This window comes from Ectothiorhodospira mobilis, assembly GCF_900114895.1.
GTDB lineage: Bacteria > Pseudomonadota > Gammaproteobacteria > Ectothiorhodospirales > Ectothiorhodospiraceae > Ectothiorhodospira > Ectothiorhodospira mobilis_A.
Map to the genome: position 1 here is coordinate 1 of NZ_FOUO01000011.1, position 23209 is coordinate 23209.

Consider the following 23209-nt stretch of genomic DNA (forward strand, 5'->3'; position numbering starts at 1 on the left):
CTCATCCGCCACATCCCCTCTATTGCTTGAGATCGTACCGGTGACGATGGAGGATCAGTGGGGGCTATGGAATACGGGGGCTACCGGACAGGTACGTATAGCGTCGATGACCTGGAGTTACTGCCAGGTCTTCAGGTGAGGGGATTCGCCCACCTTGAGCAGATAGGCCGAGATGTCGACAGGAGTTAGGGAGTCCAGTCGTCGACGGGGAAAGCACGGATGAGCTGCTCCGCCCGAATCCGATACCAGCGCACCGATTCCGGATTGATTCCTTTTTGAATCAAATATTTGCTAAAGCGGGACCAGAAAACGCGCTCTTTGTCCGTAAGAGGAGGGTTGGTCTAATTAGGGTCTGACGAAACGGTTCCTTGTTGATGCAATACTTTGGGGATGGGTGGCATGGTCTGAAGGATTGCAGGCATGCTATACAGAATCCGTCTTTCCTGTGGAAGGCCGATTCTGTCGAATATACTGTTATACGAACTACGGAGAATAAAATGACCCAGGTGGCGAACTACCAGGAGTATCAGCAGAGTCCAGTAGCGGATCCATATTCTGCGTTGATTGCTATCATTCGGCCGATTATTAATGGGCTACTATATTCGATCAAGCAGGCGGTCGTTGCGGAAGTCGGTGGCTATGAGAACGTCAAGTTGATGATGCTCCCGCGCCTGCGCAGAGAAGGGGATGGGGATATAGGAATATGTTTTGAGTATGCCGTTCATGATGCCATCAGAAGAAGAGACGCTCTTGTTATTGAACGGATATATGATGCTCTGACCAACTACTGTGGCGTCCCTGGGACAAACATTGAATCGATTCTTTTCGGCGCTGAGAAGAACGGCTCTCTACAGCTAATAGATACTGCACATGATGTTCTGACCGAGGATTCGAGAGTTCTGACGGGGGCGAGGGCACAGCCTCCGAAGCTCAGAACCTATCTCTCGCAGATCGCCCAGGCATTTCGCTTGCGCAACGTACGTGACAGCCTACCTCGCAGCATAAAGGGCCTATGGAAAGCTGATCTATTCCTAGGCTACACAGACTCTGACAGGTGGATCGGTGCGACTGTGAAGACGAACCCGCTAGCTCTCGAGGGTGCCGAAGGCTTGCGTCTAGGTATAGTGCCCGCTCACCAAGGACGAAATGACCTTATCAAGATTGACCAAAGCAAGAACCTAGTCGTGTGCCCGGTGCCCTACGATGGTGCTTTTATGGAAGTCTTCTATTACGCTTGGGGGATCGTCGCCCAGTTTCTTGCGGCCGATGCCAAAGTCCCGCGAGAGGCGGCCCTTCCGTCTCCGCTGCACCGACAAGTCGCCGCTGAACTCGAATCTAGGCGTGATTTTCCAATTGTCGACATCGTGATGGGCCTTGACGCATTGGCGCAGCCACATCTCCTCGCCAATTCGACGCATGCGGCGGACGTAGAGGTGTTCGAACAGGAGATGGGGACTGACGCCATTATCTCTCCCATGCCCTCGCGTGCAGCGGGCGTATAACACGGCGCTGCAGCCGACGGCTCCGCCGTGGCTGAGCTGGCACGTTGGGCGTAGGAATATGAGCCTCCAGTGGCCACAGCTATTGACTAGACTGAGAGATGCGCGTTGGCAGCTTATTGTCGCTACTGCCGCCGCATCAGCGCACGCCGTTTGGCTTGTACCTCCCAAGTCCTCGCTCGTGCGAGACGACGTAGTCAACGCAACAGTGTCTTCGCTTTCGTTAATTTGAACGGCAGTGGCGCTACTTGGTTCGGTATCATTCGTTTTCACAACCTATCAGGCAGCACAGGCGAATACGCGGAAGCGGGAATTGTTCCACCGTTTCAAAGAGGCGCTCTTTTCCTTTGATGGATTTTTGAGTACGTGCGACTCAGGTCAGAAGATTGTCGGCGAATCGGAAGAGTTTTCGTGGCGCCTGAAGTTTCTCGATCTCGACGAGTTTCCCGTGATGGACTGGGACGAAAGAGTGAAAGGCATTGTTTCTGCGATCGACGCGTACGATCCAGGGGAGGCAGGGGACCCGAATTTAGGCAACAAAGTTCTCGGATATCTCGGCTACCTTGAACAACTGGTCAACCAGATCGGCATTGCGTGCATCCATCAGATTGCCTTGGGTATCTACGCAAAGATTGCAGTCAAGACCCTTGCCCTATTGGGCCTACTAGTGGTGACGCTAGTGTTAACTTCGACTTCAACGGTCATTCCAGTTGATTTGGTAATCGCGGCGCCTGCGTTCTTTGGCGCCCTAACAGTCCTAATGCTCTATGAAATCGGTTGGTGGTTGTATCGTGAGAGCGAAGAGCCGCTGACGTTTGTAGAAGGGCGCGAGGATGGGTAGCAAACGCCCCAGAATCAGAGCCGATCACGACGCCCAACAATTGGCTGCAGGCGACGCAGCAAAGCTGCGCGCCTGAGCGCTGTCGTTAAATGGCAAGGAAGGGAGTTGTGCAAGATCCAAGTGACTGGATAAATCAATTCATTAAAGACGCTGAAGCAGCAGCAGAAAGGCTTAGCACTGATGATTTATACCCAACGATCCATGATGTGCAGAACGCTTTGGTAGAAGTGCTTGCCTTGGACAGTTCGTTGGATTTGCTGTATCGCGATCTTCCAGAAGAAAAAATCGTTGAGCTATTGTCGTCTTTTGATTTTTCTAAGTATTACCCTGAAACGCTTTGTGAAGTAGAGCTGGAAGAATCGATTGTCCCGGGTGATATACCAGTTTCTCTCACTGAACAAACCGTTCGTGCGAAGGGGGAAATCTGGAGAATTCATAAGAATGACGCAGATCCATTTCCTTCCAACCCTCATGCCCATAATTACCCCAAGAACTTGGTAGCTCATCTGGGAAATGGTGATTTATACCGAAAACGGAAAATCCTTGGAAAGCTAAAGAAAAAAGACCTAATCAACCTTCGCGAATTAATAACCAATGTGACGTTGCCGAAACTTGAAGTGTAGCCATTTAACAAGTAGTTGCAGTTCGTTCCGGCCCTGCGGGCCTCCACCGGACCGGTTTTCCGTTGCACTCCAAACCGGCCGCTGAACATTGGCGTTAGAAGTAAGGACGAGAAACGATGACGGAAAGGGAAATTACGAGCCTCGCGCTGAAACTGTTCGCGATCTACTTGCTGGTGCAGATGCTTCTCGCTACTCCGACCTTAGTCGCCACTCTCGGCACCGCGAAAGACTACCTCGGCTCTTCCTTTTCGGCCTGGGGGCTTTGGGGCGCCGCCGCCGCAGCTGTCGTGATCGGGCTTGTTGCCGCGGTTTTTCTCTGGAAAGTCGCAAATAAGGCGCTCTCCAAACCAACCGATGGAATAGGCGGGAGTTGCTTCTTAAGTATTGAGGCCGCTGTGTTTGCTGCTCTTGGCCTTTTCCTTGTAGTGCAAGCCCTGACGCGCTTTTCCTATGTAAGCGCAGGTGCTTACGTTCAGTACGTTCGGGTTGAGCCGGGAGAGGTTCCGCTCCAAACTGCGGTTTTAATGGTGGCTCATATGCTTCAGGGCCTCATAGGTCTGTCGCTAATTATGCGCACTGATGGTTGGGTGTCGTTGCTCCAGAGAATCCGAAATGCGGGCTTGTCCAGCTAAAACTTCTAACAACCGCTTTGAATCCGACGGCTTACCCTTCCGCTGCGCTCCAGGGCAAGCCGCGGCTCAAGCGGAACGTTAGGCATCACGACAAAAACAATAGGAGAATCAAATGGAAGCATTACCAGTGTTAATTATAGTGGCCATAATCGCATGGGTTATTTACACGAAAATACAGGCAAGGAATCAACTTGACAAACTTAAACAGTCGGGATTCCAAATTGACCATTTGTTGAATGGCTCTGTCAAGGTTGCGTTTAATGATGCGACTAGAAAAGTGGCATTTGTCTTTCGTGACATGTCATTACAATATGACTATACGGACATTAAACAGTGGCAATGGCATTGGATCGAAAAGAACGCTGTAAAAACAAATAATCAGTTGCATTTTACTCTTAGAGATAAGAACCGTCCTTTGATTAAAGTTGGCAATTTATCAAAGACTGAAGCAGAGCATTGGGTGGCTAAGCTTGATGCAATTATAAATGAATGAGCCTAACACGGCGCTCAAAATGGACGCAAATTCCGCTGCGCTCCATTTGCGCCCTTTAGCTCGGCGTTAGATGCCAAAAAGGAGAACTCATGTATTACTTAAAAATACTGGGACTTATGATCGCGTTCACCATGCTTGCAGGATGCAGCGATCCGAAAATTGATGCTTCCTCAGATGAAGCGATGAAGGCTTCCGTGGAAAAGGTTAGGGAACCAGAAAAAAGGACACCCACTTAGTTTGCAGTCCCCACCTGCCTGAACTATGGTCAAAAGGTCCGCTCAAGGAAGGAGCCCAACCATGACCCGTCCCCGATCCGAGCAGGTCTGCGTGACCGACACCCCCTGGTACCACGTGGTCTCCCGCTGTGTTCGTCGTGCCTTCCTGTGTGGCGAGGACCGGTTTACGGGCCGGAATTTCGACCACCGGCGGGGCTGGATCGAGGCCCGGATGCGGCAGTTGTCGGCGGTGTTCGCCGTGGATGTGGCTGCCTACGCGGTCATGAGCAACCACTACCACATCTTGTTGCGCCTGGATCCGGGGCGCGCCGAGGGCTGGACGGAGGAGGAGGTGCTGCGGCGCTGGACGGCGCTGTTCAGTGGCCCGATGTTGGTGCGCCGCTATCTGGATGTGCGGCAACGCCCCGTGATGACCGCGGCCGAGCAGGCCCGGGTGCGGGAATGGGCCGAGACCTACCGAGCGCGACTGGTGGACCCATTGCCCTCTGATGCCTTTTGACGCCACCGCCCGGGAGTCTTGGGCCATCCCGTTCGCCTGGGCCGATTACCTGGACCTGGTGGAGACCCTGGGGCGCTGCGTGCACCCCGCCAAGAAGGGGTTCATCCCGGAGCACACCCCCCGGCTCCTGGTCCGCCTGGGTATGGACGCCGAGGCCTTCATTGCCCAAAGCTCCTCCTTCCTCCAGGCCTTCGGCCAGGCGGTGGGTACCCCCGAGAGGCTGGTGCAACGGGCCGCCCAGCGCCAGGTGCGGTTCCTGCGCGGGATGGAAACGGCCCGCAGGGTCTTTCAGCGGCGGTGCGATAGCCGAAGACCTGGAACCGAATCGGCCCCGGCTGAGCGATCTGCTGCTGGATGAGGGCGCCATCGTCCAGTCCCCGGATTGGACGGCCCCGACCCGCAACGTGGCCGCCGCGCTGTTCCGGCTGGAGCACAACCGCGACGAGCAGGATATGCTCCAAGTATTGGGGCATCTGGTGGACTGGCTCAAGGCGCCAGAACAGACCGGTTTGCGCCGTTCATTCGTGGTGTGGATCCGCCGCGTGATGTTGCCCCATCGAGCGCCGGGACCGCTGCCCGAGTTCAATGACCTTCAGGACCTGCACGAGGTACACGACATGCTGGCTGAGCACATCAAAAAGTGGCCGGAACGCTGGGAGGAAAAGGGGCGTCAGGAAGGGCGTCAGGAAGCTGAGGCCCATGCGTTGGAAAGCAAACGCAATGCGGTCCGTAAGCTGATTGCCCTGACGGAGATGGATGACCAGACGATAGCCGAAATCGAGGAATTGCCGATTGAGGAAGTGGCCCGGATACGTGCCGAGACCCAGCACTGATTTCCCGACTCCATATTGATCCCCAGCCCCGGCAGCCGGGAACGCCGGACCTTGGCCCTGGGAACGCCGAGCCCCAGCTCGGCAGAACAGAGCCAAGCTGGGGCTTGGCGCTCCCAGGAATCCCGCTTGGTCCCAGCCCGATCTGGCAACGCCGACCTCCAGCTCGGCATGGGTGAAGCCATGCACTAGAGCCAAGCTGGGGCTTGGCGCTCCCAGGAATCCCGCCTGGTCCCAGCCCGATCTGGGAACGCCGATCTCCAGCTCGGCATGGATGAAGCCATGCACTAGAGCCAAGCTGGGGCTTGGCGCTCCCAGGAATCCCGCCTGGTCCCAGCCCGATCTGGGAACGCCGAGCCCCAGCTCGGCATGGGTAAAGCCATGCACTGAGCCAAGCGGGTGCTTGGCGCTCCCAGGGATCCCCCCGGGACGGCCAGGCCCCTGTCCTGCCCCAGCCCCCTCGACGGGTCGGAACCGACCCGCAACGTGGAGGCCACAATGGTCGCATGAGGTTCAAGAGCAACAGGCAAGCGGGCGAGGCATGCCCGAATGGTGGAAAAAGCACGTAGTCCAGCTATACTGTAGCTACAATGTGACTACATTGGAGAGGGGATTGCCATGAGTGCCGATAACGTGATCCGAGCCCGCATCGACAGCGAAACCAAGGAGCGCGCCACCGCTGCTCTGGAGGCCATGGGCCTGTCCGTGTCCGACGCCATCCGCCTTCTGATGCTGCGGATCGCCGAAGAGCAACGTCTGCCATTTGTTGTGCAGGTGCCGAACGCTACCACGTCCAAGGCCATGGAGGAGTTGGAAGCCGGCAAGGGCAAGCGTTTCGATAGCCCGGATGCCTTGTTCGAGGACTTAGACATCTGATGCTGAGATGCACACCTCGAGCCCGATGGGTTGCTGCTGTATCGCGTGGTGGATGATGAGTTGCATCTGGCGCGTACTGGCAGCCATGCGGATCTTTTCCGCGGGTAGTTCGTTTGCTGCCAGCTCCGGCCCTGGCTATAGGCCGTGCATGGGGAAGGGTCCTTCAGAGCAGGATCAGGGTGGCGAGTCCGAGGAATGCAAAAAACCCCACCACGTCGGTGACCGTGGTCAGCACGACGCTGCCCGCGAGCGCCGGGTCAATCCGCAGCTTGCGCATGATCATCGGAATCATCACCCCGGCCAGGGCGGCGCATAACAGATTCAACAGGATTGCGGCGGCGATGATGGTGCCAATCGTCCAGTTCCCGAACCAGAGCACCGCCAGTGCGGCAACCACCAGGGCCCAGAGCAGCCCGTTGAGCAGACCGATGCCGATCTCCTTGAGCAGCAGGATTCGGGTGTTGCCCGAGCCGAGCTGGCCGGTGGCCAAGCCGCGGATGACCAGCGTGAGGGTCTGACTGCCGGCGATGCCGCCCATGCTGGCGACGATCGGCATCAGTACCGCGAGTGCGACCACCTGCTCCAGGGTGGCCTCGAACAGGCCGATCACCCCGGCGGCCAGGAAGGCGGTGAGCAGATTGATCCCGAGCCAGACCGCGCGTCGGCGGCTGCTTGCCCACACCGGAGCGAACATATCGGTCTCCTCGTGGAGACCGGCCATCCCCATGATGGAGCGTTCCGCCTGTTCGCGGATGACGTCCACCACATCGTCGACGGTGATGCGGCCGAGCAGGTGACCGTCGCCGTCCACCACAGGCACCGAGATCAGGTCGTGGTCCTCGAAACGCCGGGCGATCTCCTCGCTGGGCTGCTCGGCCTGAACCGGTTCGAAATCGGTCTCCATCAACTCGGTGATGGTCGTCTCCGGCCGTGTGGTCAGGACGCGCCTGGCGCGCACGATGCCCTGGTATCGATTGTCCCGGTCGACGATGAAGAACTTGTCCGTGTTCGGCGGCAGATCCTCCAGCAGGCGCAGATAACGCAGCAGCGTGCCCACCTTGATATCGGCGCGCACGGCGATGTGGTCGGGGTTCATCAGGCCGCCCGCGCTGTCCTCGTCGTAGGACAGCAGGGATTCCACACGCTCGCGCTCGCGCCGGTTGAGGGTGAACAGGATCTCCCGGCCCAGTTTGGGTGGAAGCTCCTGGATCAGGTCCACCAGGTCATCGGGTTCGAGGCCGCGGGCGGCGTCCACCAGGTCATCCAGCTCCATCTCCTCGGCCAGACGCCGGCGAACCCCTTCGTGCAAATAGCGCAGCACCTTCCCGGTGCGCTCGTGGTCGAGCATACCCCAGGCCGCCGCACGTTCACTGGCCGGTAGGGACTCCAGGAGCCCGGCGATCCGTGCCGGATGGAGCTTGTTGAACAGTTGTGCTATGTGCTTGAGCTTGCCGTTCTCCAGTGCCTCCAGCACCAGTTTGAGTTGTGTTTCAGGGGAGTCCCCCGAATCATCGTCCGCCGCGGTCTGCTCGCTGCTCAATCCATCCGGCGCCTCGCCCTGCTCGCCGCTCAATCCGTCCGGAACCTCGCCCTGCACGCCGGCTTCGGTCTCATGGGTGAGCTGGGCCTGCAGCGCCGGAGAGAGGTGCGCGAGCACCTTATGCTCGAAGCGTTTATCGATTTGGTGCCAGGCCGCGATGCGTTGGTCCGCGTCCAGGGTTTCCAGCAGACTGGCCACCTTCGCAGGGTGCATCGTGCGGAGGATTCGACGTGCCCGCTTGTGCTTGTTGCGACGCAGGGCATCGCGCAAGGCGTCGATGGGGATGGTCAGGTGATCGTTTTTAGCGTGCGTCATGGCGCAATATCATAAAGGGTCCACCCTCGCCGTTGTGGGCCCAGCCTCCATTCGCTCAGGCGTTGCGCTGATTCTCTGAATGCAGGGGCCCGTGAGCCGAGCGTGTTGCGCCGGACTTCGCGACATGGATCCCCTGAGTGATGGCCCCCCGGCGGCTATGAAACCGCCGCCGGGGCCCGGCGGTCAGCCGGCGTGATCCAACCAGAACTCCAATCCCTGGACGTTGAGCTCCACATCCATCCCCACCAGTTCCCGCACCCGTGTCTCGGGCAGGGTGCAGCCGTGGGCCTTCAGGCGTTCCATGAGCAGGGCCATCATGCCCTCCACCAGGGCACCGTGGCGGGTCTCGCCATCGTCGGCGTGCTCCCGGGCCAGGACCACGAAGGCATCGATCATCTCGTGCTGTTCCCGGCGCAGGCGTTCCAGATCCCCCACACGCCCGTAGTGGGTCAGGTACATGGAGTCCAGCCCCCGGTCCACCAGACGATCCACCGAGGCGTGCAGGGCCTCGGGGTCGAACTGCACGGGGGTGGTGGTGGGAAAGGCGAAGGCCCCGCGCTCGGTATCGAACTCCCGGTAGGAGAGGCCGAAGGTGTCGCCGCTGAAGATGCCCCGTCCCTTTTCATCCACGATGGAGAAGTGATGCTTGGCATGCCCCGGGGTGTCCAGGAAGGCCAGGGTGCGGCCATTGAGCTGGATGCTGTCCCCCTCACCGGCCTGGATCACCCGTTCCTCGGGCACCGGCAGCAAAGGGCCGAATATGCGGTCCATGGCCTCCTCCCCATACACCGCCGCCGCCCCGGCGCGCAGCTTGGAGGGGTCGATCATATGCCGCGCCCCGCGGGGATGGATCACCAGCCGGGCCTGGGGCAATTGCTCCATGAGCACCCCCACGCCCCCGGCATGGTCCAGGTGCACATGGGTGGGGATGACATAGTCCACTTGGTCGCGGCCGATGCCCTTCTCCTCCAGCACCTGCAACAGCCCCGGTACGGAATGGGCCGTGCCCGCCTCGACAAAGGCCGCCCGATCCCCCTCCCGGATCAGGTAACAGGCAGCCAGCCCCGGGCGCTGGATTTCCGCATCGATGACGGTGATGCCATGGTCAAGATCCTGGTAATGCACTGGGCTCATGGGGCCTCCTTTGGATTGTGGGGGGGAGCATTCCTGACTGAAACGCCATGATAACCCCTGGGCCGGGGGAATGGGGGAGGGGCCATTGAGGAGGAAGGGGCAAGCCGGGCCATCCGTGTCTGCGGTGATGAATACGGCAAACGGCCGCCCCTGGGGGCGGCCGTCTGTCTTGCCGGATCCGCTGCGTGCGGGGCGGATCAGATCATGAAGCGGTCCAAGAACTCGTGCACCGGGGTGGTCGTGAGGCGGTCGGCCTCCTTGCACAGGGCATAGATGCCCTCGGCCTGGCGGGCCGGGAAGCGGGAGCGCAGGGCGCTGTCGAACTTGCGCTCCAGCACGGGGATGCCCTCGGCGCGGCGGCGGCGGTGGCCGATGGGGTATTCGATCTCCACCTTCTCGGTCTTGCTGCCGTCCTTGAAGAAGATCTGGATGGCGTTGGCGATGGAGCGCTTCTCCGGGTCCAGGTAGTCCTTGGAGTAGCGGGGGTCCTCGTTGACGCGCATCTTCTCGCGCAGGGCGTCGATGCGGGGGTCGGCGGCCACGTCGTCGTTGTAGTGGCGGGCGGTGAGTTCACCGAAGATCAGCGGCACGGCCACCATGTACTGCAGGCAGTGGTCGCGGTCGGCGTAGTTGTGCAGCGGGCCGTCCTTGCTGATGATGCGCACGGCCGAGTCCTGGGTGGTGAGTTCGATGTGGTCGATCTCGTCCAGGCGGTCCTTCACCTGCTCATGCAGGATCAGGGCGCATTCCACGGCGGTCTGGGCGTGGAATTCGGCGGGGAAGCTGATCTTGAACAGGACGTTCTCCATGACGTAGCTGCCGTAGCCCTGGGGGAAGCGGAACTTCTCGCCCTTGAAGAGCACGTCGTAGAAGCCCCAGCGGGGTGCGGTGAGGACGCTGGGCAGGCCCATCTCGCCCTTCATCACCATCATGGCCAGGCGCACGGCGCGGCCGCAGGCGTCCCCGGCGGCCCAGGACTTGCGCGAGCCGGTGTTGGGGGCGTGGCGGTAGGTGCGCAGGGACTGGCCGTCCACGAAGGCCTGGGAGACGGCGTCGATCACCTGGTCCCGGTCGGCGCCCATCATGTGGGCGGCGACGGCGGCGGAGGCCACCTTCACCAGCACCACGTGGTCCAGGCCCACGCGGTTGAAGCTGTTCTCCAGGGCCAGCACGCCCTGGATCTCGTGGGCCTTGACCATGTAGTGCAGCACCTGCCCCATGGTCATGGGTTCCTTGCCCTCGGCCACGGCCTTGCGGCTGAGGTAATCGGCCACGGCCAGGATGGCCCCCAGGTTGTCCGAGGGGTGGCCCCATTCGGCGGCCAGCCAGGTGTCGTTGAAGTCCAGCCAGCGCACCAGGGTGCCGATGTTGAAGGCCCCCTGCACGGGGTCCAGCTGGAACGGGGTGCCGGGCACGCGGGTGCCGTTGGGTACCACGGTACCGGGGACGACGGGGCCCAGGTGCTTGGTGCACTCGGGGTACTGCAGGGCCATCATGGCGCAGGCCAGGGAGTCCATGAGGCAGTTGCGGGCCGTGTCCAGGGCCTCGGCGGAGTCGATCTCGTAGCCGCAGACGTAGTCGGCGATGGCCACCAGTTCCTGATCGGGTTCGGGACGCACGTTGGCGTCAGCGGTATGTCCACCCATGGGGGGGTCTCCTGTAGTCATTGGGATGCGGGATCCGCCGCGGCCCGGGGCCGCGGCGGGTGGGGGTTCTGTACGGGCGGGATGGGCCCCCGCCCGCCGCGGGTGCCTCAGCCGCGCTGGTCCAGGGGCACCCAGGCCTGGTTCTCCGGCCCGATGTAGTTGGCGCTGGGACGGATGATCTTGCCGTCGTGGCGCTGCTCGATGACATGGGCCGCCCAGCCGGCGGTGCGGGCGATGACGAAGATGGGGGTGAACAGGGGCGTGGGGATGCCCATCATGTGGTAGGACACCGCCGAGAACCAGTCCAGGTTGGGGAACATCTTCTTCACCTCCCACATGACCGATTCCAGGCGTTCGGCCACCTGGTACATGCGCGTGTCCCCCTGGGCCTCGGAGAGGCGGCGGGCCACGTCCTTGATGACGCGGTTGCGCGGGTCGGAGATGGTGTAGACCGGATGGCCGAAGCCGATGACGATCTCCTTGCGGGCGATGCGCTCGCGGATGTCCGCCTCCGCCTCGTCGGCATCGTGGTAGCGCAGCTGGATGTCGCAGGCCACCTCGTTGGCGCCGCCGTGCTTGGGTCCGCGCAGGGCGCCGATGGCGCCGGTGAGGGCGGAGTAGATGTCGGAGTTGGTGCCGGCCACCACGCGCGAGGTGAAGGTGGAGGCGTTGAACTCGTGCTCGGCGTAGAGGTTGAGGGAGGTGTGCATGGCCCGCACCCAGTCTTCCGAGGGGGCCTTGCCGTGCATCAGGTGCAGGAAGTGGCCGCCGATGCTGTCATCGTCGGTCTCCACGTCGATGCGCCGGCCGTGGTGGGCGAAGTGGTACCAGTAGAGCAGGGCGGAGCCCAGGCAGGCCAGCAGGCGGTCGGCGATGTGCCGTGCCCCGGCGGTGTTCATGTCCTCCTTCTCCGGCTCCAGGGTGCCCAGCAGGGAGACGCTGGTGCGCAGCACGTCCATGGGGTGGGCGGAGGGGGGGATCTGTTCCAGGGTGGCGCGCAGGGCCGCCGGCAGGCCGCGCATGGCGCGCAGCTGGGCCTTGTAACGGGCCAGTTCGGCGCGGTTGGGCAGGGTGCCGTGCACCAGCAGATAGGCGATCTCCTCGAATTCCGCCTGGTCGGCGAAATCCAGGATGTCGTAGCCGCGGTAGTGCAGGTCGTTGCCGGTGCGGCCCACGGTGCAGATGGCGGTGTTGCCGGCGACCGTGCCCGACAGGGCTACCGATTTCTTCGGCTTGGGCTTGGTGTTCTCGGTCTCAGTCATCGCTCGATTCTCCGTCTTAGCCGCCTTTGCGGAACAGCTGGTCCAGTTTCTCTTCGTAGGCGTGATAGCCCAGGTGCTCATAGAGCTCGGCCCGGGTCTGCATGGTATCCAGCACCCCTTGCTGGGTGCCGTCGCGGCGGATGGCCTCGTAGACGTTGAGGGCCGCCTGGTTCATGGCGCGGAAGGCCGACAGGGGGTAGAGCACCAGGCCCACCCCGGAGCCCTTGAGTTCATCCACGGTGAACAGGGGCGTGCTGCCGAACTCCGTGATGTTGGCCAGCACGGGGACCGGGACCGCCTCCACGAACTGCCGGTACTGCTCCAGGGAGGTCATGGCCTCGGGGAAGATCATGTCGGCCCCGGCCTCGACGCAGGCCACGGCCCGCTCGATGGCCGAGTCCATGCCCTCCACGGCCAGGGCGTCGGTACGGGCCATGATGACAAAGTCGTTGCGCCGGGCGTCGGCGGCGGCGCGGATGCGGTCCACCATCTCGTCCTTGCCGACGATGGCCTTGCCGGGCCGATGGCCGCAGCGCTTGGACTGCACCTGGTCCTCGATATGGCAGCCGGCGGCGCCGGCCCGTTCCAGTTCCCGCACGGTGCGGGCGATGTTGAAGGCGCTGGAACCGAAGCCCGTGTCCGCGTCCACCAGCAGGGGCACGTCGGTGACGTAGGTGATGCGGCGCACGTCCTCCAGCACGTCGTGCAGGGTGCTGATGCCCAGGTCCGGCAGGGCCAGGGAACCGGCGGCGACACCGCCCCCGGACAGGTACAGGGCGCGGTAGCCCACGTGCTCGGCCATGAGGGCGTGGTAGGCGTTGATGGCCCCCACCACCTGCAGCGGCTGTTCCTCTTCTACGGCGCGCCGCAACCGGGCGCCTGGGGTGGATGCTTGCGTCATGGATACTCCTTTGCGAAGAAAAGGGATGTCTGGGTTCCGGCCTCGTACCCGGGGGCCGCCGCGCTACTTGCAACGGCGCAGGGGCAGGGGGCCGCCAAGGACCTAACCCGCCTCGCTCAGGTCCGGGTCGGACCGGCGGGTGAGGGAGTCCCGGGCGTCGAAGAGCATCTCCACGTTCACCCGCGAGCTGCGGATGTGCCGGCGCATGATGAGCTCGGCCATTTCCGGGTCGCGGTCGGCGATGGCCTCGACGATGTGGCCGTGCTCGCGGAAGGCGATCAGGGCCCGGGCGCTGGCCATGCCGAACTGGTAGCGGTACATGCGCATCAGGTGGTACAGGTCGTTGCACAGCAGTTGCACGAGGCGCTGGTTGCCGCTGGCCTGGACGATGCGGAAATGGAAGTCCAGGTCACCCTCCTTCTGAAAGTAGGCGATGCCCTCCTGCAGTTCCCCCCGCTGTTCGTGCTGCTTGAGCAGCCGGCGCAGGTGGTTCAGTTCCTTCTCGGTGATGCGCTCCGCCGCCAGCCGCGCCGCCATGCCTTCCAGGGCCTCCCGCAGGATGTACAGCTCCAGCAGGTCTTCCTGGCTGAGGGAGACCACCCGGGCGCCCACGTTGGCGCGCCGTTCCACCAGATGGCAGGCCTCCAGGCGGCCCATGGCGTCCCGCAGGGGGCCGCGGCTGATGCCGTATTCCGCCGCCAGCTCCGGTTCGCTGATCTTGCTGCCGGCGGGGATCTCGCCTTCCACGATGGCATTGCGCAGCCGGGTGAAGACCCGGTCTGCCAGGGTGACGCCCGGCTCGCCTGGTTGCTGATCGGTATAGGGTGCCATGTCGGATCCGATTGTTAACAATATCAGGTTAGCAGGCCTGAAAATCCGGGTAAACCCCGGGGTTTGATGACAATCTCAGGACTATGGTTATTCCCGTCCGGTGCGCATGAGCCAGGGCGAGCGGGCGGGCCCGGGGCGGCCCCCGAGGAGGCCGCCGCCGCGAGGGGGTGAGCCGGCCTCAGCCGGTGGTCTGTTTGGCCCCGGCGTAGCCGATGCGGCCCAGTTGCTGCTGGATCTCGTCCAGGATGGCCGGGTCGTCGATGGTGGCCGGGGCCTGGTAGGGCTCGTTGTCGGCGATCTTGCGCATGACCGCCCGCAGGATCTTCCCGGAACGGGTCTTGGGCAGCCGGCTCACCACCGCCACCAGCTTGAAGGCGGCCACGGGGCCGATCTGGTCCCGCACCCGCTCCACCAGTTCCCGGCGCAGTTCGTCTTCCGCCAGGTCCACACCGCTCTTCATCACCACCAGCCCCATGGGCAGGGAGCCCTTGAGGGGGTCCTGCACGCCGATGACGGCGCACTCGGCCACCGCCGGATGGCTGGCCAGGACCTCCTCCATGGCCCCGGTGGAGAGGCGGTGGCCGGCCACGTTGATGGTGTCGTCGATGCGGCCCATGACATAGAGGAAGCCCTCCTCGTCCAGATAGCCGGAGTCGCCGGTGAGGTAGTAGCCGGGCTGGGCGCTGAGATAGGCCTGGTGGAAGCGCTCGTCGTTCTGCCACAGGGTGGGCAGACAGGCCGGGGGCAGGGGCAGCTGGATCATGATGCGCCCCATCTGCCCGGCCGGTACCGGATTGCCGTTGTCGTCCAGGATCTGCACGTTGTAGCCCGGCACGGGCTTGCCGGCGCTGCCGGGGTGGATGGGCAGCTGCTCGATGCCAAGGAAGTTGCCGGCGATGGCCCAGCCCGTTTCCGTCTGCCACCAGTGGTCGATGACGGGGCGCTGCAGGATCTCCCCGGCCCAGTTGAGGGTGTCGGGATCACAGCGCTCACCGGCCAGGAACAGGGCGCGGAAGCCGGAGAGGTCATAGCGCTTGAGGTGTTCCGCCTTCGGGTCCTCCTTCTTGATGGCGCGAAAGGCGGTGGGAGCGGTGAACATCACCGACACCCCGTGTTCCTGGATCACCCGCCAGAAGGCCCCCGGGTCCGGCGTGCCCACCGGCTTGCCCTCGTACACCACGGTGGTGCAGCCGTAGATCAGGGGCGCATAGACGATGTAAGAGTGGCCCACCACCCAGCCCACGTCGGAGGCGGCCCAGAAGACCTCCCCCGGCTCCATGCCATAGATGTGCTTCATGCTCCAGTGCATGGCCACGGCATGGCCGCCGTTGTCCCGCACCACGCCCTTGGGTTTGCCGGTGGTGCCGGAGGTATAGAGGATGTAGAGCGGGTCGGTGGCCTCCACCGGCACGCAGGGGTGGGGTTCCACGTCCTGTACCGCTTCATTCCATTCCAGGTCCCGCCCCGGCATCAGTTCCCCGGGGCCCTGGGGGCGCTGCAGGATGATGCAGTGCTCGGGCTTGTGTTCGGCCATCTCGATGGCCTTGTCCAGCAGCGGCTTGTAGGGCACCACCCGGCTGGGTTCGATGCCGCAGGAGCCGCCCACCATCACCCGGGGCTTGGCGTCGTTGATGCGGGTGCACAGCTCGTTGGCGGAAAAGCCCCCGAACACCACCGAGTGGATGGCCCCCAGGCGGGCGCAGGCCAGCATGGCCACCAGGGCCTCGGGCACCATGGGCATGTAGATGATCACGCGGTCGCCCTTTTCCACCCCCAGGCGGGCGAGACCGCCAGCGAACAGGGCCACCTGCCGCTGCAGTTCCCGGTAGGTGATGACCCGCTTGGTCTGGGCCACGGGGCTGTCGTAGATGATGGCGGGCTGGTCGCCGCGGCCGTTGTCCACGTGCCGGTCCACGGCGTTATAGCAGGTGTTGAGCTGGCCGCCGGCGAACCAGCGGTAGAAGGGGGCATGGTCGTCATCCAGCACCCGGTCCCAGGGTCGGTCCCAGTGGATGTCCTGGGCCGCCTCGGCCCAGAACCCCTCCGGATCTCTCACCGCGCGGTCGTATACCTCTGCATAACCCATGACTCGCTCCTGCTGTTGGTTGTCCCCGCAAGGGGCGGCCGCGCCGGGGGCGCGGCCTGGTGTGAGTGGGCCCGGCCGGGCTGCGTTTCAGGCATGACCTTAGAGGATTTTTTCAATGTGTCAACAATCGTGATCCCATGACCACCTAATGGGTCAATATTCCGTCCCTATAGGGGTTATCTGTTGACTTTTGATCCATGTCATTGCAGCGCATCATCGGGTGCCGGGATGGTCCGGATCCGGCCGTGGGAACACGGTCGGGGCCCCGGGGGGCGGTGTGCTACCATCGCCAAAAACCGACCCACCCACCGAATCCGACGACATGCTTGATCCCAAGACCCTGAGAAACGACCCGGAAGGGGTCGCATCGCAACTGGCCGACCGCGGCTTCACCCTGGACATCGAGGCCTTTGGCCGCATGGAGTCCGAGCGCCGGACCCTGCAGACGCGCACCCAGGAACTGCAGAGCGAGCGCAACAGCCGCTCCAAGGCCATCGGCCAGGCCAAGGCCCGGGGGGAGGACATCGAGCCCCTGAAGGCGGAGGTGGGCCGGCTGGGGGACGAGCTCAAGGATTGTGAGGCGCGCCTGTCGGCCCTGCAGGAGGAACTCTCGGAATTCCTCATGGGGGTGCCCAACCTGCCCCACGAGAGCGTGCCGGTGGGTGAGGACGAGGACCAGAACGCGGAGGTGCGCCGCTGGGGCGAGCCGCGCCGATTCGACTTTGAGCCCCGGGACCACGTGGATCTGGGGGCCCACAACGGCTGGATGGACTTTGACAGCGCCGCCCGCATCAGCGGCAGCCGCTTCGCCGTCCTGCGCGGGCCCATGGCCCGCCTGCACCGTGCCCTGATCCAGTTCATGCTGGACGTGCACACCGGCGAACACGGCTATCAGGAGGTGTATGTGCCCTACCTGGTGAACGCCGACAGCCTGCGGGGCACGGGCCAGTTGCCCAAGTTCGCGGCGGACCTGTTCCGCATGGGGGACGATCCCGGCTACTACCTCATCCCCACCGCCGAGGTGCCCGTCACCAACCTGGCCCGGGAACGCATCCTGGAGGCCGGCGAGGTCCCCGCCCGTTTCGTCTGCCACACCCCCTGCTTCCGCTCCGAGGCGGGCTCCTACGGCAAGGACACCCGCGGCCTGATCCGCCAGCATCAGTTCGAGAAGGTGGAACTGGTGCAGATGGTGCCGCCCCAGGACTCCTGGACGGCCCTGGAGACCCTCACGGGCCATGCCGAGGCCATCCTGCAGCGCCTGGAGTTGCCCTACCGGGTGATGACCCTGTGCACCGGGGACCTGGGCTTCTCCGCCGCCAAGACCTACGACCTGGAGGTGTGGCTGCCCGGCCAGGGGCGTTACCGGGAGATCTCTTCCTGCTCCAACTTCGAGGCCTTCCAGGCCCGGCGCATGATGGCCCGCTACCGCAACCCGGAGACGGGCAAGCCGGAGCTGCTGCACACCCTCAACGGCTCGGGGCTGGCGGTGGGGCGCGCCCTGGTGGCGGTGGTGGAGAACCATCAGGACGAACAGGGGCGCATCCATGTCCCCGCCGCCCTGCGGCCCTACATGGGCGGGGTGGAGGTGCTGGATCCTCAGGCCTGAGTCGCGCGGCGCCTCCGCCCCGCCGCCGGGATCTCTCCTAGAATCGGGTGAGTACTCAATCGAGGCGCGAAGGCGCCGGGAGGTGTCCCTATGAAGTCGATACAACCGATCCCTTTCCGTCCCCTGGCCACCGCCTGCGCCCTGGTGGCGCTGCTGGCGGTCTCCCCCTTGGCCACGGCCCAGTATCAGGGGCAGGGCCAGATGGGGCAGGGCGGAGGCCCCGGCCAGCAGGGCATGGGCCCCTCCGGCGGCCGTGGCCAGGGCAACATGGGGCAGGGCATGGCGCAGCTGGAGGAGGACCTGGATCTCACCCGTGAGCAGCGCCCCCTGTGGGAAGCATTCATGGGGCACCTGGGGCCGCGTATGCCTGCAGAGCAGCGGGACATGCGCCGCCAGGCCATGGGGGAGACCGGTTTCCTGACCCGCATGCGCAACCGGGCCGCCATGGCCGAGGCCCGGGCGGAGGAGGCGCGGGAGGCCCGGGACGCGGCGGAGCGCCTCTATGAGGCCCTCACCCCGCAGCAGCGCCGGATCCTGGATGAGGCCCCCACCCCCTGGGAGCGCATGAACGGCGGTGGCGATGCCGGTGCCCCCGGCCAGGGCCGCGGCCCCGGTGGCGGCAACGCGGACCGCAGGGGGCCGCCGCAGGATCGTGTCCCGGGACAGGGGCAAGGTCCGCGCTGGCAGGAGGATGATGCGCAGTAGTCCCTCCGCCCGCACCGGGGGGGATCCCCGGTGCGGGAACCCCCGCACACCCTGCCCATCCCGCCCATCCCGTTTCCCGAGGTGACCCGCATCCCATGCCCCGTCGAGCAAGCGCCTCCCTGGCGGATACCATCCTCTCCTATCTCCTCGCCCCCTGGTGCCTGCGCGCCATGCCCCGGGCCACCCCGGAGCAGCGCTTGGCCCGGGCCGTCTGGTGCCGGGACCATTGCGCCACCTTCGCCGGGCGCTGGATCCTCGTCGCCTTCGGCCTGTGGCTGGTGCAGATCTCCCCCCTGGGGTTCCTCTTCGTCTGGGGTCCGGTGCCGGTGCTGGCCCTGCTGTTCCCCCTGGCCTTCATCCTGGGCATCGCTCACCTGGTGGCCCAGATCGTCGCCCAGAAGCGGGCCGGTCCGCCCCCCATCGACCCGCCGGTGGAGCGGGACGAGGAGCGGCACCGGGACTGATCCCCGGTGGCCCGGGACGGTCCCCCCTCGTCCCCGTCTACCGGTTTGGCTTGAGGGAGGAACTTACACCGGCGGGTCCGCCTGCGCGGCGCTGCCCCGGTCCATGCGCCGGATGGCCTGGGTGCCCTCCGAGGCCAGGTGGTCGAGCCGGTCGATCTGGGCATCCAGACGGGGCAGGGCCTCGCGGCGGTAGCGGGACACCTCGTCGATGGCCCCTACCACGTCCGCGAAGGCCTGTTCCAGTTTCTCCATGTCCAGCACCGTGGAGGCCGCCCGGTTCTGGATCTCCACCCCCTGGCCGCGCAGGGCCTGGGCGGTGCCGGCGATGAGGTCGGAGGTGGTGGTGTTCAGGGCCTCCACCCGGTCCAGCACCAGGCGCTGATTGGCCAGGGCCAGGGCCACGGTCACCGCCACGTTGAGGGCGGAGACGGTGACGTTGATGGCCCGGTCCACGCCGCGCATGAGCTCGCGGTTGTTGCGGATCACCACCTCCAGGGCCAGGATCCCCTGCTGGCTCACGGTGAGCTGCTGCTGCAGGTCCACGATGCGCTGGCGCAGGGGGAAGAGCAGTTCCTCCTGGATAAAGCGCTTCTGCGGGTCCCCGTCGTCCCGTTCCGCGGCCTTCTGGGTCAGGCGCCGGTCGATGAGCCGCCCCAGGGCCACCTGGCGGCGGAGCTGTTCCAGGCTCTCGCGCAGGGATTGCTGATCGTCCGCCAGGGTGAGGTTGTCCCGGTGCAGCATGTCCCGCCCCGCCTCCAGGTCCTTGAGGATGTGATCCAGGGCCTCCTGGGCGGTCTCGAACTTGTGGAAGTAGCGCTTGATGGGGGAGGCCATCCCCGGCAGCCGGGACAGCAGACCGGCCAGACCGCGGCCCTGGAGGTTATGCCGTTTCGGGTCCAGGGCCTCCATGCGTTCCCGCAGCGCCAGCAGGGTCCGGGCCACCGGTCCCCCCTCGTCCCCCTGGTGCGCCAGCTTGCGCAGGGGGGTCTTGAGCATCTCGCTGCGGTGGGCCGCCTGGCGCTGCACGTCCAGCCCCATCTCGTCCACCGCCTGGCGCTGGCGCGGATCCCCCTCTCCCGCTGCCAGGACCTGTTCCAGGAAACTTTCCGCCCGCTGCACCAGTTCCGGGTCGTCCTCCACGCCCCCGGGATCACTCTCATCCTTCACCTGGGATTCGATCTCCTGGGCCGGGGGCAGGGAGAGGTTGAGGGCATCCCCCCCGGTATCGTCCCGCTCTGTACTCATGGATCACCTCGTGCACAGGGCCGGCCCAAGGCCGGCTGGAAAATGAACGGCGGACCGCCCCCAAGGTCGCGGGCGGCGCTCAGGAGGAACGGTCGTAGCGGTGGGCCTGATCCACGAAGCGGCGCAGGTCCTCCAGGGCCTGTTCCGCCGCCACCCCGGCCCGGGGGCGCTGGGTGTTCAGCGCCGACACCGTCACCGCGGCATCGTCCAGGGCGGTGAGGGCGGCCTCGTTGCGGGCCTTCAATTCCCGCAAACGGGCCTCCGTGGTCTCCACCAGTTCCATGCGCCGCTCCAGGGCGCGGCGTTCCTCATCGGCCAGGGCCGGCTGCGCCAGGCGGCGGCGGACCTCCTGGGGGTCCACCCCCAGGAGTCCCCGGGCCACCGAGGCCATGGTATTGAGCTGATCCACGGCGGACCAGGCCACCTCGGCCACCAGCTTGCGGGAGCGCTCGTGGGTCAGTTCCCGGGGGTCGAACTTGCCGTCCAGGAGGCGGTTGACATGGCCGTAGCGGGTGTAGAGCCGGTCCGCCTGGGGGGCCAGATCCGGGCGGCGGGCCTGCAGCAGCCGCCCCTTGGCCTCGCACAGGGCCCGCACCAGATCGTCGGCGTCCACCGGGGGGCGCTGTGGGTCCAGCACCGCCAGGCCCGCCTCCCGGGCCTTCTGTTCCTGTTCCGCGCGGCGCTGCTCGGCGGCGGCGCGGGCCCGGGCCGCCTGGCGCTGCCGCGCCCGGTGTACCCGCCAGCGGCGCCAGGCCCGTTCCGCCGGGATTTCCACGGAAATGGCGAGCAGACCGGCGATCCAGCCTCCCAGGGAGGCCCCGAAACCGCCCCACAGGGAGGTGAGCCAGAGCACGAAGGCGAGGAAGGGAAACAGCAGCCAGTAACGCAGCAGCACCTGCCAGCGGCGCGGGGGATCGGTGGGCAGGGCCCAGCGCGGCTCCATCAGCCCCAGGATCAGCCAGGGCAGGCAGGAGAGGAAGAGCCCGTAGGCGAAGCCTTGCAGGAATGGGAACATGAAGGGGAGTGTACCGAATCCATCCCTTCTGGCCAGGGGAGAGATCCACTATCATTCCAGAATGAGTCCGAATGATCCCACATCCATCCCCTCGCCGGCCCCGGGGCTGCCCATGGACGGGTTGCTTCAGGCCGCCGTGGAGCAGTCCTTCAACGCCGTGGTGATCACCACGGCGGACCTGGAGCCCCCGGGGCCGCGTATCGTCTACGTCAACCCCGCCTTCGTGCGCATGACGGGCTATGCCGCCGAGGAGCTGTACGGCCGCAATCCGCGCCTCCTGCAGGGGCCCCGTACCCAGCCCCAGACCATCCAGCGCCTGCGCGAGTGCCTGCGGGAGGGGCGCTATTTCCAGGGCAGCACCGTGAATTACCGCAAGGATGGCAGTTCCTACTACGTGGAGTGGAACATCTCCCCGGTGCGCGATGAGAACGGGCAGGTGGCCTATTTCGTCTCGGTGCAGCGGGACATCTCCGAGCAGGTGGCGGCCGAGGACCGCTACGATCTCATGGCCTCGGCCCTGGAGGTGAACTCCGATCAGGTGGTGATGACCGATTGGGAGGGGCGCATCGTCTATGCCAATCCCGCCTTCGAGGCGCGCACGGGCTACGACCGCGAGGAGGTCCTGGGGAAGAACCCCCGCCTGCTCCAGTCCGGACACCACGACCAAGAGTTCTACCGCGAGCTTTGGACCACCGTGAAGGGGGGGGGCCCTTTTCGCGCCACCTTCGTCAACCACGCCAGGGACGGCTCCCTCTTCCACCTGGAGCAGACCATCACCCCGGTGCGCAACCGTCTGGGGGAGATCACCCACTTCCTGAGCATCGGCAAGGACATCAGCGAGCGGGTGCACATGGAGCAGGCCCTGCGCCGCATGGCCACCATGGACCTGCTCACCGGCCTTCCCAACCGCAGCTTCGGCGAGCAGATCCTGGAGCGGGAATGGAACCGGGCCTGCCGCTATGGCGAGATCTTCAGCGTCATCATGGCGGATATCGATCACTTCAAGGCAATCAACGATCATTATGGCCATGGGGTGGGGGATCAGATCCTCACCCGGGTGGGTCAGCAGTTGCGTACACTCACCCGGGATTCGGACTTCGCCATCCGCTGGGGCGGCGAAGAGTTCCTCATCCTGGTGCCCAAGGCCGACGCCAAGGCCGCCTGCGGACTGGCCGAACGCATCCGCGCCGGGGTGGCCGGTGAGAGCCATGACCGGGTGGGGCGGATCACCTTGAGCCTGGGGGTGGCCGGGTACCGGGAGAGGGATTCCCGCAAGCGCCTGTTGCGGCGGGCGGATGACGCCCTCTATCGGGCCAAGGAAGGCGGCCGCAACCGTATCGAGTGCGGCTGAGCAGGGGCCGGTTTCCCGCCGCCCCGCATCCCCGTTAGACTCCGGAACCAGTCAGCGTCCCATCCATTGCACATACAAGGAGGCCACCCATGGGGTTTGCACTGTCCGATATGCAGGTTGAGAGTCCGGCCTTCGCCGACGGCGCGGCCATCCCCGCGCGCCATACCGGCGAGGGGGAGGATGTCTCCCCGGCGCTGGCCTGGTCCGGGGCGCCGGCGGGCACCCGCAGCTTCGCCGTGATCTGCCACGATCCCGACGCCCCGCTGGTCTCCCCCCGGGGCACCTACGGTTTCGTGCACTGGGTGCTCTACAACATCCCTGCCACGGTGCAGGAACTGCCGGAAGGGGTGCAGGGTTACACCGCCGGAGGCACCGACTTCGGCCGCACCGGCTACGGCGGCCCCATGCCCCCCCAGGGCCATGGCACACACCGCTACTACTTCTGGGTGCTGGCCCTGGACCGGGAGCCGGATCTGCCCGAGGGTCTGGGCCTTTGGGAACTGCTGGAGCAGGTGGAGCCCGCCATCCTGGGCATGAACCGCCTCACCGGGGTCTACCGCCGCGACTGAGGCCGCCAGC

Annotated in this window: 22 protein-coding genes and 2 pseudogenes; 15 read left to right on the top strand and 9 right to left on the bottom strand. The window is 64.6% G+C overall.

Annotated elements, in window-relative coordinates; all coding sequences use genetic code 11:
* Positions 1 to 497: 497 nt before the first annotated feature.
* The 10 genes and pseudogenes from BM214_RS09015 to BM214_RS09045 form a co-directional block, all read left to right on the top strand.
* Entirely contained in the window at positions 498 to 1502 is a 1005-nt protein-coding gene (locus BM214_RS09015) for a hypothetical protein (protein ID WP_090485962.1), read from the top strand.
* 310 nt (positions 1503 to 1812) lie between these two features.
* Positions 1813 to 2340, top strand: a complete 528-nt coding sequence (locus BM214_RS09020) for a hypothetical protein (protein ID WP_090485964.1) — start codon at positions 1813 to 1815, stop codon at positions 2338 to 2340.
* Positions 2341 to 2447: 107 nt separating this feature from the next.
* Positions 2448 to 2963: a hypothetical protein gene (locus BM214_RS12410; protein WP_143096378.1), complete on the top strand. Its 516-nt coding sequence runs from the start codon at positions 2448 to 2450 to the stop codon at positions 2961 to 2963.
* A 116-nt stretch (positions 2964 to 3079) separates the two neighbouring features.
* Positions 3080 to 3595 carry a hypothetical protein gene (locus tag BM214_RS09025; protein WP_090485967.1) on the top strand — a complete coding sequence of 172 codons (516 nt, stop codon included), beginning with the start codon at positions 3080 to 3082 and terminating at the stop codon, positions 3593 to 3595.
* 112 nt (positions 3596 to 3707) lie between these two features.
* Positions 3708 to 4088 carry a hypothetical protein gene (locus tag BM214_RS12415; protein ID WP_143096379.1) on the top strand — a complete coding sequence of 127 codons (381 nt, stop codon included), beginning with the start codon at positions 3708 to 3710 and terminating at the stop codon, positions 4086 to 4088.
* Positions 4089 to 4204: 116 nt separating this feature from the next.
* Positions 4205 to 4324 carry a DUF6694 family lipoprotein gene (locus BM214_RS13090; RefSeq protein WP_425319160.1) on the top strand — a complete coding sequence of 40 codons (120 nt, stop codon included), beginning with the start codon at positions 4205 to 4207 and terminating at the stop codon, positions 4322 to 4324.
* Positions 4325 to 4385: 61 nt separating this feature from the next.
* Positions 4386 to 5181, top strand: a pseudogene (locus BM214_RS09030) (transposase).
* Between the two features lie 46 nt (positions 5182 to 5227).
* A complete protein-coding gene (locus BM214_RS12585; RefSeq protein ID WP_244887915.1) occupies positions 5228 to 5656 on the top strand; it encodes an RpnC/YadD family protein in 429 nt (142 codons plus the stop codon).
* A gap of 615 nt (positions 5657 to 6271) precedes the next feature.
* The gene (locus tag BM214_RS09040; RefSeq protein ID WP_090485970.1) at positions 6272 to 6529 is read left to right on the top strand and encodes a type II toxin-antitoxin system RelB/DinJ family antitoxin; all 258 of its coding nucleotides are present in this window, start codon (positions 6272 to 6274) and stop codon (positions 6527 to 6529) included.
* 18 nt (positions 6530 to 6547) lie between these two features.
* Positions 6548 to 6637 (top strand): annotated as a pseudogene (locus tag BM214_RS09045) (type II toxin-antitoxin system YafQ family toxin); the annotation flags it as partial.
* Positions 6638 to 6692: 55 nt separating this feature from the next.
* Here BM214_RS09045 and mgtE read toward each other — a convergent pair.
* The 7 genes from mgtE to BM214_RS09080 all read right to left on the bottom strand — a co-directional run bounded on the left by mgtE (position 6693) and on the right by BM214_RS09080 (position 16244).
* Positions 6693 to 8384 carry a magnesium transporter gene (gene mgtE / locus BM214_RS09050; protein WP_177217637.1) on the bottom strand — a complete coding sequence of 564 codons (1692 nt, stop codon included), beginning with the start codon at positions 8382 to 8384 and terminating at the stop codon, positions 6693 to 6695.
* A 183-nt stretch (positions 8385 to 8567) separates the two neighbouring features.
* On the bottom strand, positions 8568 to 9518 hold the full coding sequence (locus tag BM214_RS09055) for an MBL fold metallo-hydrolase (RefSeq protein WP_090485973.1): 951 nt from the start codon (positions 9516 to 9518) through the stop codon (positions 8568 to 8570).
* A gap of 197 nt (positions 9519 to 9715) precedes the next feature.
* A complete protein-coding gene (locus tag BM214_RS09060; protein WP_090485976.1) occupies positions 9716 to 11164 on the bottom strand; it encodes a bifunctional 2-methylcitrate dehydratase/aconitate hydratase in 1449 nt (482 codons plus the stop codon).
* 107 nt (positions 11165 to 11271) lie between these two features.
* Positions 11272 to 12426 carry a bifunctional 2-methylcitrate synthase/citrate synthase gene (gene prpC / locus BM214_RS09065; RefSeq protein ID WP_090485979.1) on the bottom strand — a complete coding sequence of 385 codons (1155 nt, stop codon included), beginning with the start codon at positions 12424 to 12426 and terminating at the stop codon, positions 11272 to 11274.
* Between the two features lie 16 nt (positions 12427 to 12442).
* The gene (gene prpB / locus BM214_RS09070) at positions 12443 to 13327 is read right to left on the bottom strand and encodes a methylisocitrate lyase (protein ID WP_090485982.1); all 885 of its coding nucleotides are present in this window, start codon (positions 13325 to 13327) and stop codon (positions 12443 to 12445) included.
* 102 nt (positions 13328 to 13429) lie between these two features.
* Positions 13430 to 14158, bottom strand: coding sequence for a GntR family transcriptional regulator (locus BM214_RS09075; RefSeq protein ID WP_090485985.1), 729 nt, complete (start codon positions 14156 to 14158; stop codon positions 13430 to 13432).
* Positions 14159 to 14336: 178 nt separating this feature from the next.
* On the bottom strand, positions 14337 to 16244 hold the full coding sequence (locus BM214_RS09080; RefSeq protein WP_090485988.1) for a propionyl-CoA synthetase: 1908 nt from the start codon (positions 16242 to 16244) through the stop codon (positions 14337 to 14339).
* Positions 16245 to 16566: 322 nt separating this feature from the next.
* On the opposite strand from BM214_RS09080, the gene serS reads away from it, so the two are divergent.
* The 3 genes from serS to BM214_RS09095 all read left to right on the top strand — a co-directional run bounded on the left by serS (position 16567) and on the right by BM214_RS09095 (position 19019).
* The gene (serS, locus tag BM214_RS09085) at positions 16567 to 17850 is read left to right on the top strand and encodes a serine--tRNA ligase (RefSeq protein ID WP_090485990.1); all 1284 of its coding nucleotides are present in this window, start codon (positions 16567 to 16569) and stop codon (positions 17848 to 17850) included.
* A gap of 90 nt (positions 17851 to 17940) precedes the next feature.
* Positions 17941 to 18555: a Spy/CpxP family protein refolding chaperone gene (locus BM214_RS09090; protein WP_090485993.1), complete on the top strand. Its 615-nt coding sequence runs from the start codon at positions 17941 to 17943 to the stop codon at positions 18553 to 18555.
* 95 nt (positions 18556 to 18650) lie between these two features.
* Positions 18651 to 19019: a hypothetical protein gene (locus BM214_RS09095; RefSeq protein ID WP_090485996.1), complete on the top strand. Its 369-nt coding sequence runs from the start codon at positions 18651 to 18653 to the stop codon at positions 19017 to 19019.
* Positions 19020 to 19082: 63 nt separating this feature from the next.
* Here the strand turns inward: BM214_RS09095 and BM214_RS09100 are convergent, their stop codons facing one another.
* Together BM214_RS09100 and BM214_RS09105 are read right to left on the bottom strand one after the other, a co-directional pair.
* Positions 19083 to 20264, bottom strand: coding sequence for a toxic anion resistance protein (locus tag BM214_RS09100; RefSeq protein WP_090486000.1), 1182 nt, complete (start codon positions 20262 to 20264; stop codon positions 19083 to 19085).
* A gap of 79 nt (positions 20265 to 20343) precedes the next feature.
* Entirely contained in the window at positions 20344 to 21279 is a 936-nt protein-coding gene (locus BM214_RS09105) for a cobyrinic acid a,c-diamide synthase (RefSeq protein WP_090486004.1), read from the bottom strand.
* 112 nt (positions 21280 to 21391) lie between these two features.
* Between BM214_RS09105 and BM214_RS09110 the strand changes: the two genes are divergently transcribed.
* Both BM214_RS09110 and BM214_RS09115 read left to right on the top strand, forming a co-directional pair.
* Entirely contained in the window at positions 21392 to 22630 is a 1239-nt protein-coding gene (locus BM214_RS09110) for a sensor domain-containing diguanylate cyclase (protein WP_177217638.1), read from the top strand.
* A gap of 89 nt (positions 22631 to 22719) precedes the next feature.
* A complete protein-coding gene (locus tag BM214_RS09115) occupies positions 22720 to 23199 on the top strand; it encodes a YbhB/YbcL family Raf kinase inhibitor-like protein (protein WP_090486009.1) in 480 nt (159 codons plus the stop codon).
* The last annotated feature ends 10 nt before the right edge of the window (positions 23200 to 23209 follow it).

Coding starts and splice junctions, on each gene's coding strand:
- BM214_RS09015 (WP_090485962.1), top strand. CDS start 498: ATGACCCAGGTGGCGAACTACCAGGAGTATCAGCAGAGTCCAGTAGCG.
- BM214_RS09025 (WP_090485967.1), top strand. CDS start 3,080: ATGACGGAAAGGGAAATTACGAGCCTCGCGCTGAAACTGTTCGCGATC.
- BM214_RS12415 (WP_143096379.1), top strand. CDS start 3,708: ATGGAAGCATTACCAGTGTTAATTATAGTGGCCATAATCGCATGGGTT.
- BM214_RS13090 (WP_425319160.1), top strand. CDS start 4,205: ATGATCGCGTTCACCATGCTTGCAGGATGCAGCGATCCGAAAATTGAT.
- BM214_RS09040 (WP_090485970.1), top strand. CDS start 6,272: ATGAGTGCCGATAACGTGATCCGAGCCCGCATCGACAGCGAAACCAAG.
- mgtE (WP_177217637.1), bottom strand. CDS start 8,384: ATGACGCACGCTAAAAACGATCACCTGACCATCCCCATCGACGCCTTG.
- BM214_RS09055 (WP_090485973.1), bottom strand. CDS start 9,518: ATGAGCCCAGTGCATTACCAGGATCTTGACCATGGCATCACCGTCATC.
- BM214_RS09060 (WP_090485976.1), bottom strand. CDS start 11,164: ATGGGTGGACATACCGCTGACGCCAACGTGCGTCCCGAACCCGATCAG.
- prpC (WP_090485979.1), bottom strand. CDS start 12,426: ATGACTGAGACCGAGAACACCAAGCCCAAGCCGAAGAAATCGGTAGCC.
- prpB (WP_090485982.1), bottom strand. CDS start 13,327: ATGACGCAAGCATCCACCCCAGGCGCCCGGTTGCGGCGCGCCGTAGAA.
- BM214_RS09075 (WP_090485985.1), bottom strand. CDS start 14,158: ATGGCACCCTATACCGATCAGCAACCAGGCGAGCCGGGCGTCACCCTG.
- BM214_RS09080 (WP_090485988.1), bottom strand. CDS start 16,244: ATGGGTTATGCAGAGGTATACGACCGCGCGGTGAGAGATCCGGAGGGG.
- serS (WP_090485990.1), top strand. CDS start 16,567: ATGCTTGATCCCAAGACCCTGAGAAACGACCCGGAAGGGGTCGCATCG.
- BM214_RS09090 (WP_090485993.1), top strand. CDS start 17,941: ATGAAGTCGATACAACCGATCCCTTTCCGTCCCCTGGCCACCGCCTGC.
- BM214_RS09095 (WP_090485996.1), top strand. CDS start 18,651: ATGCCCCGTCGAGCAAGCGCCTCCCTGGCGGATACCATCCTCTCCTAT.
- BM214_RS09100 (WP_090486000.1), bottom strand. CDS start 20,264: ATGAGTACAGAGCGGGACGATACCGGGGGGGATGCCCTCAACCTCTCC.
- BM214_RS09105 (WP_090486004.1), bottom strand. CDS start 21,279: ATGTTCCCATTCCTGCAAGGCTTCGCCTACGGGCTCTTCCTCTCCTGC.
- BM214_RS09110 (WP_177217638.1), top strand. CDS start 21,392: ATGGACGGGTTGCTTCAGGCCGCCGTGGAGCAGTCCTTCAACGCCGTG.
- BM214_RS09115 (WP_090486009.1), top strand. CDS start 22,720: ATGGGGTTTGCACTGTCCGATATGCAGGTTGAGAGTCCGGCCTTCGCC.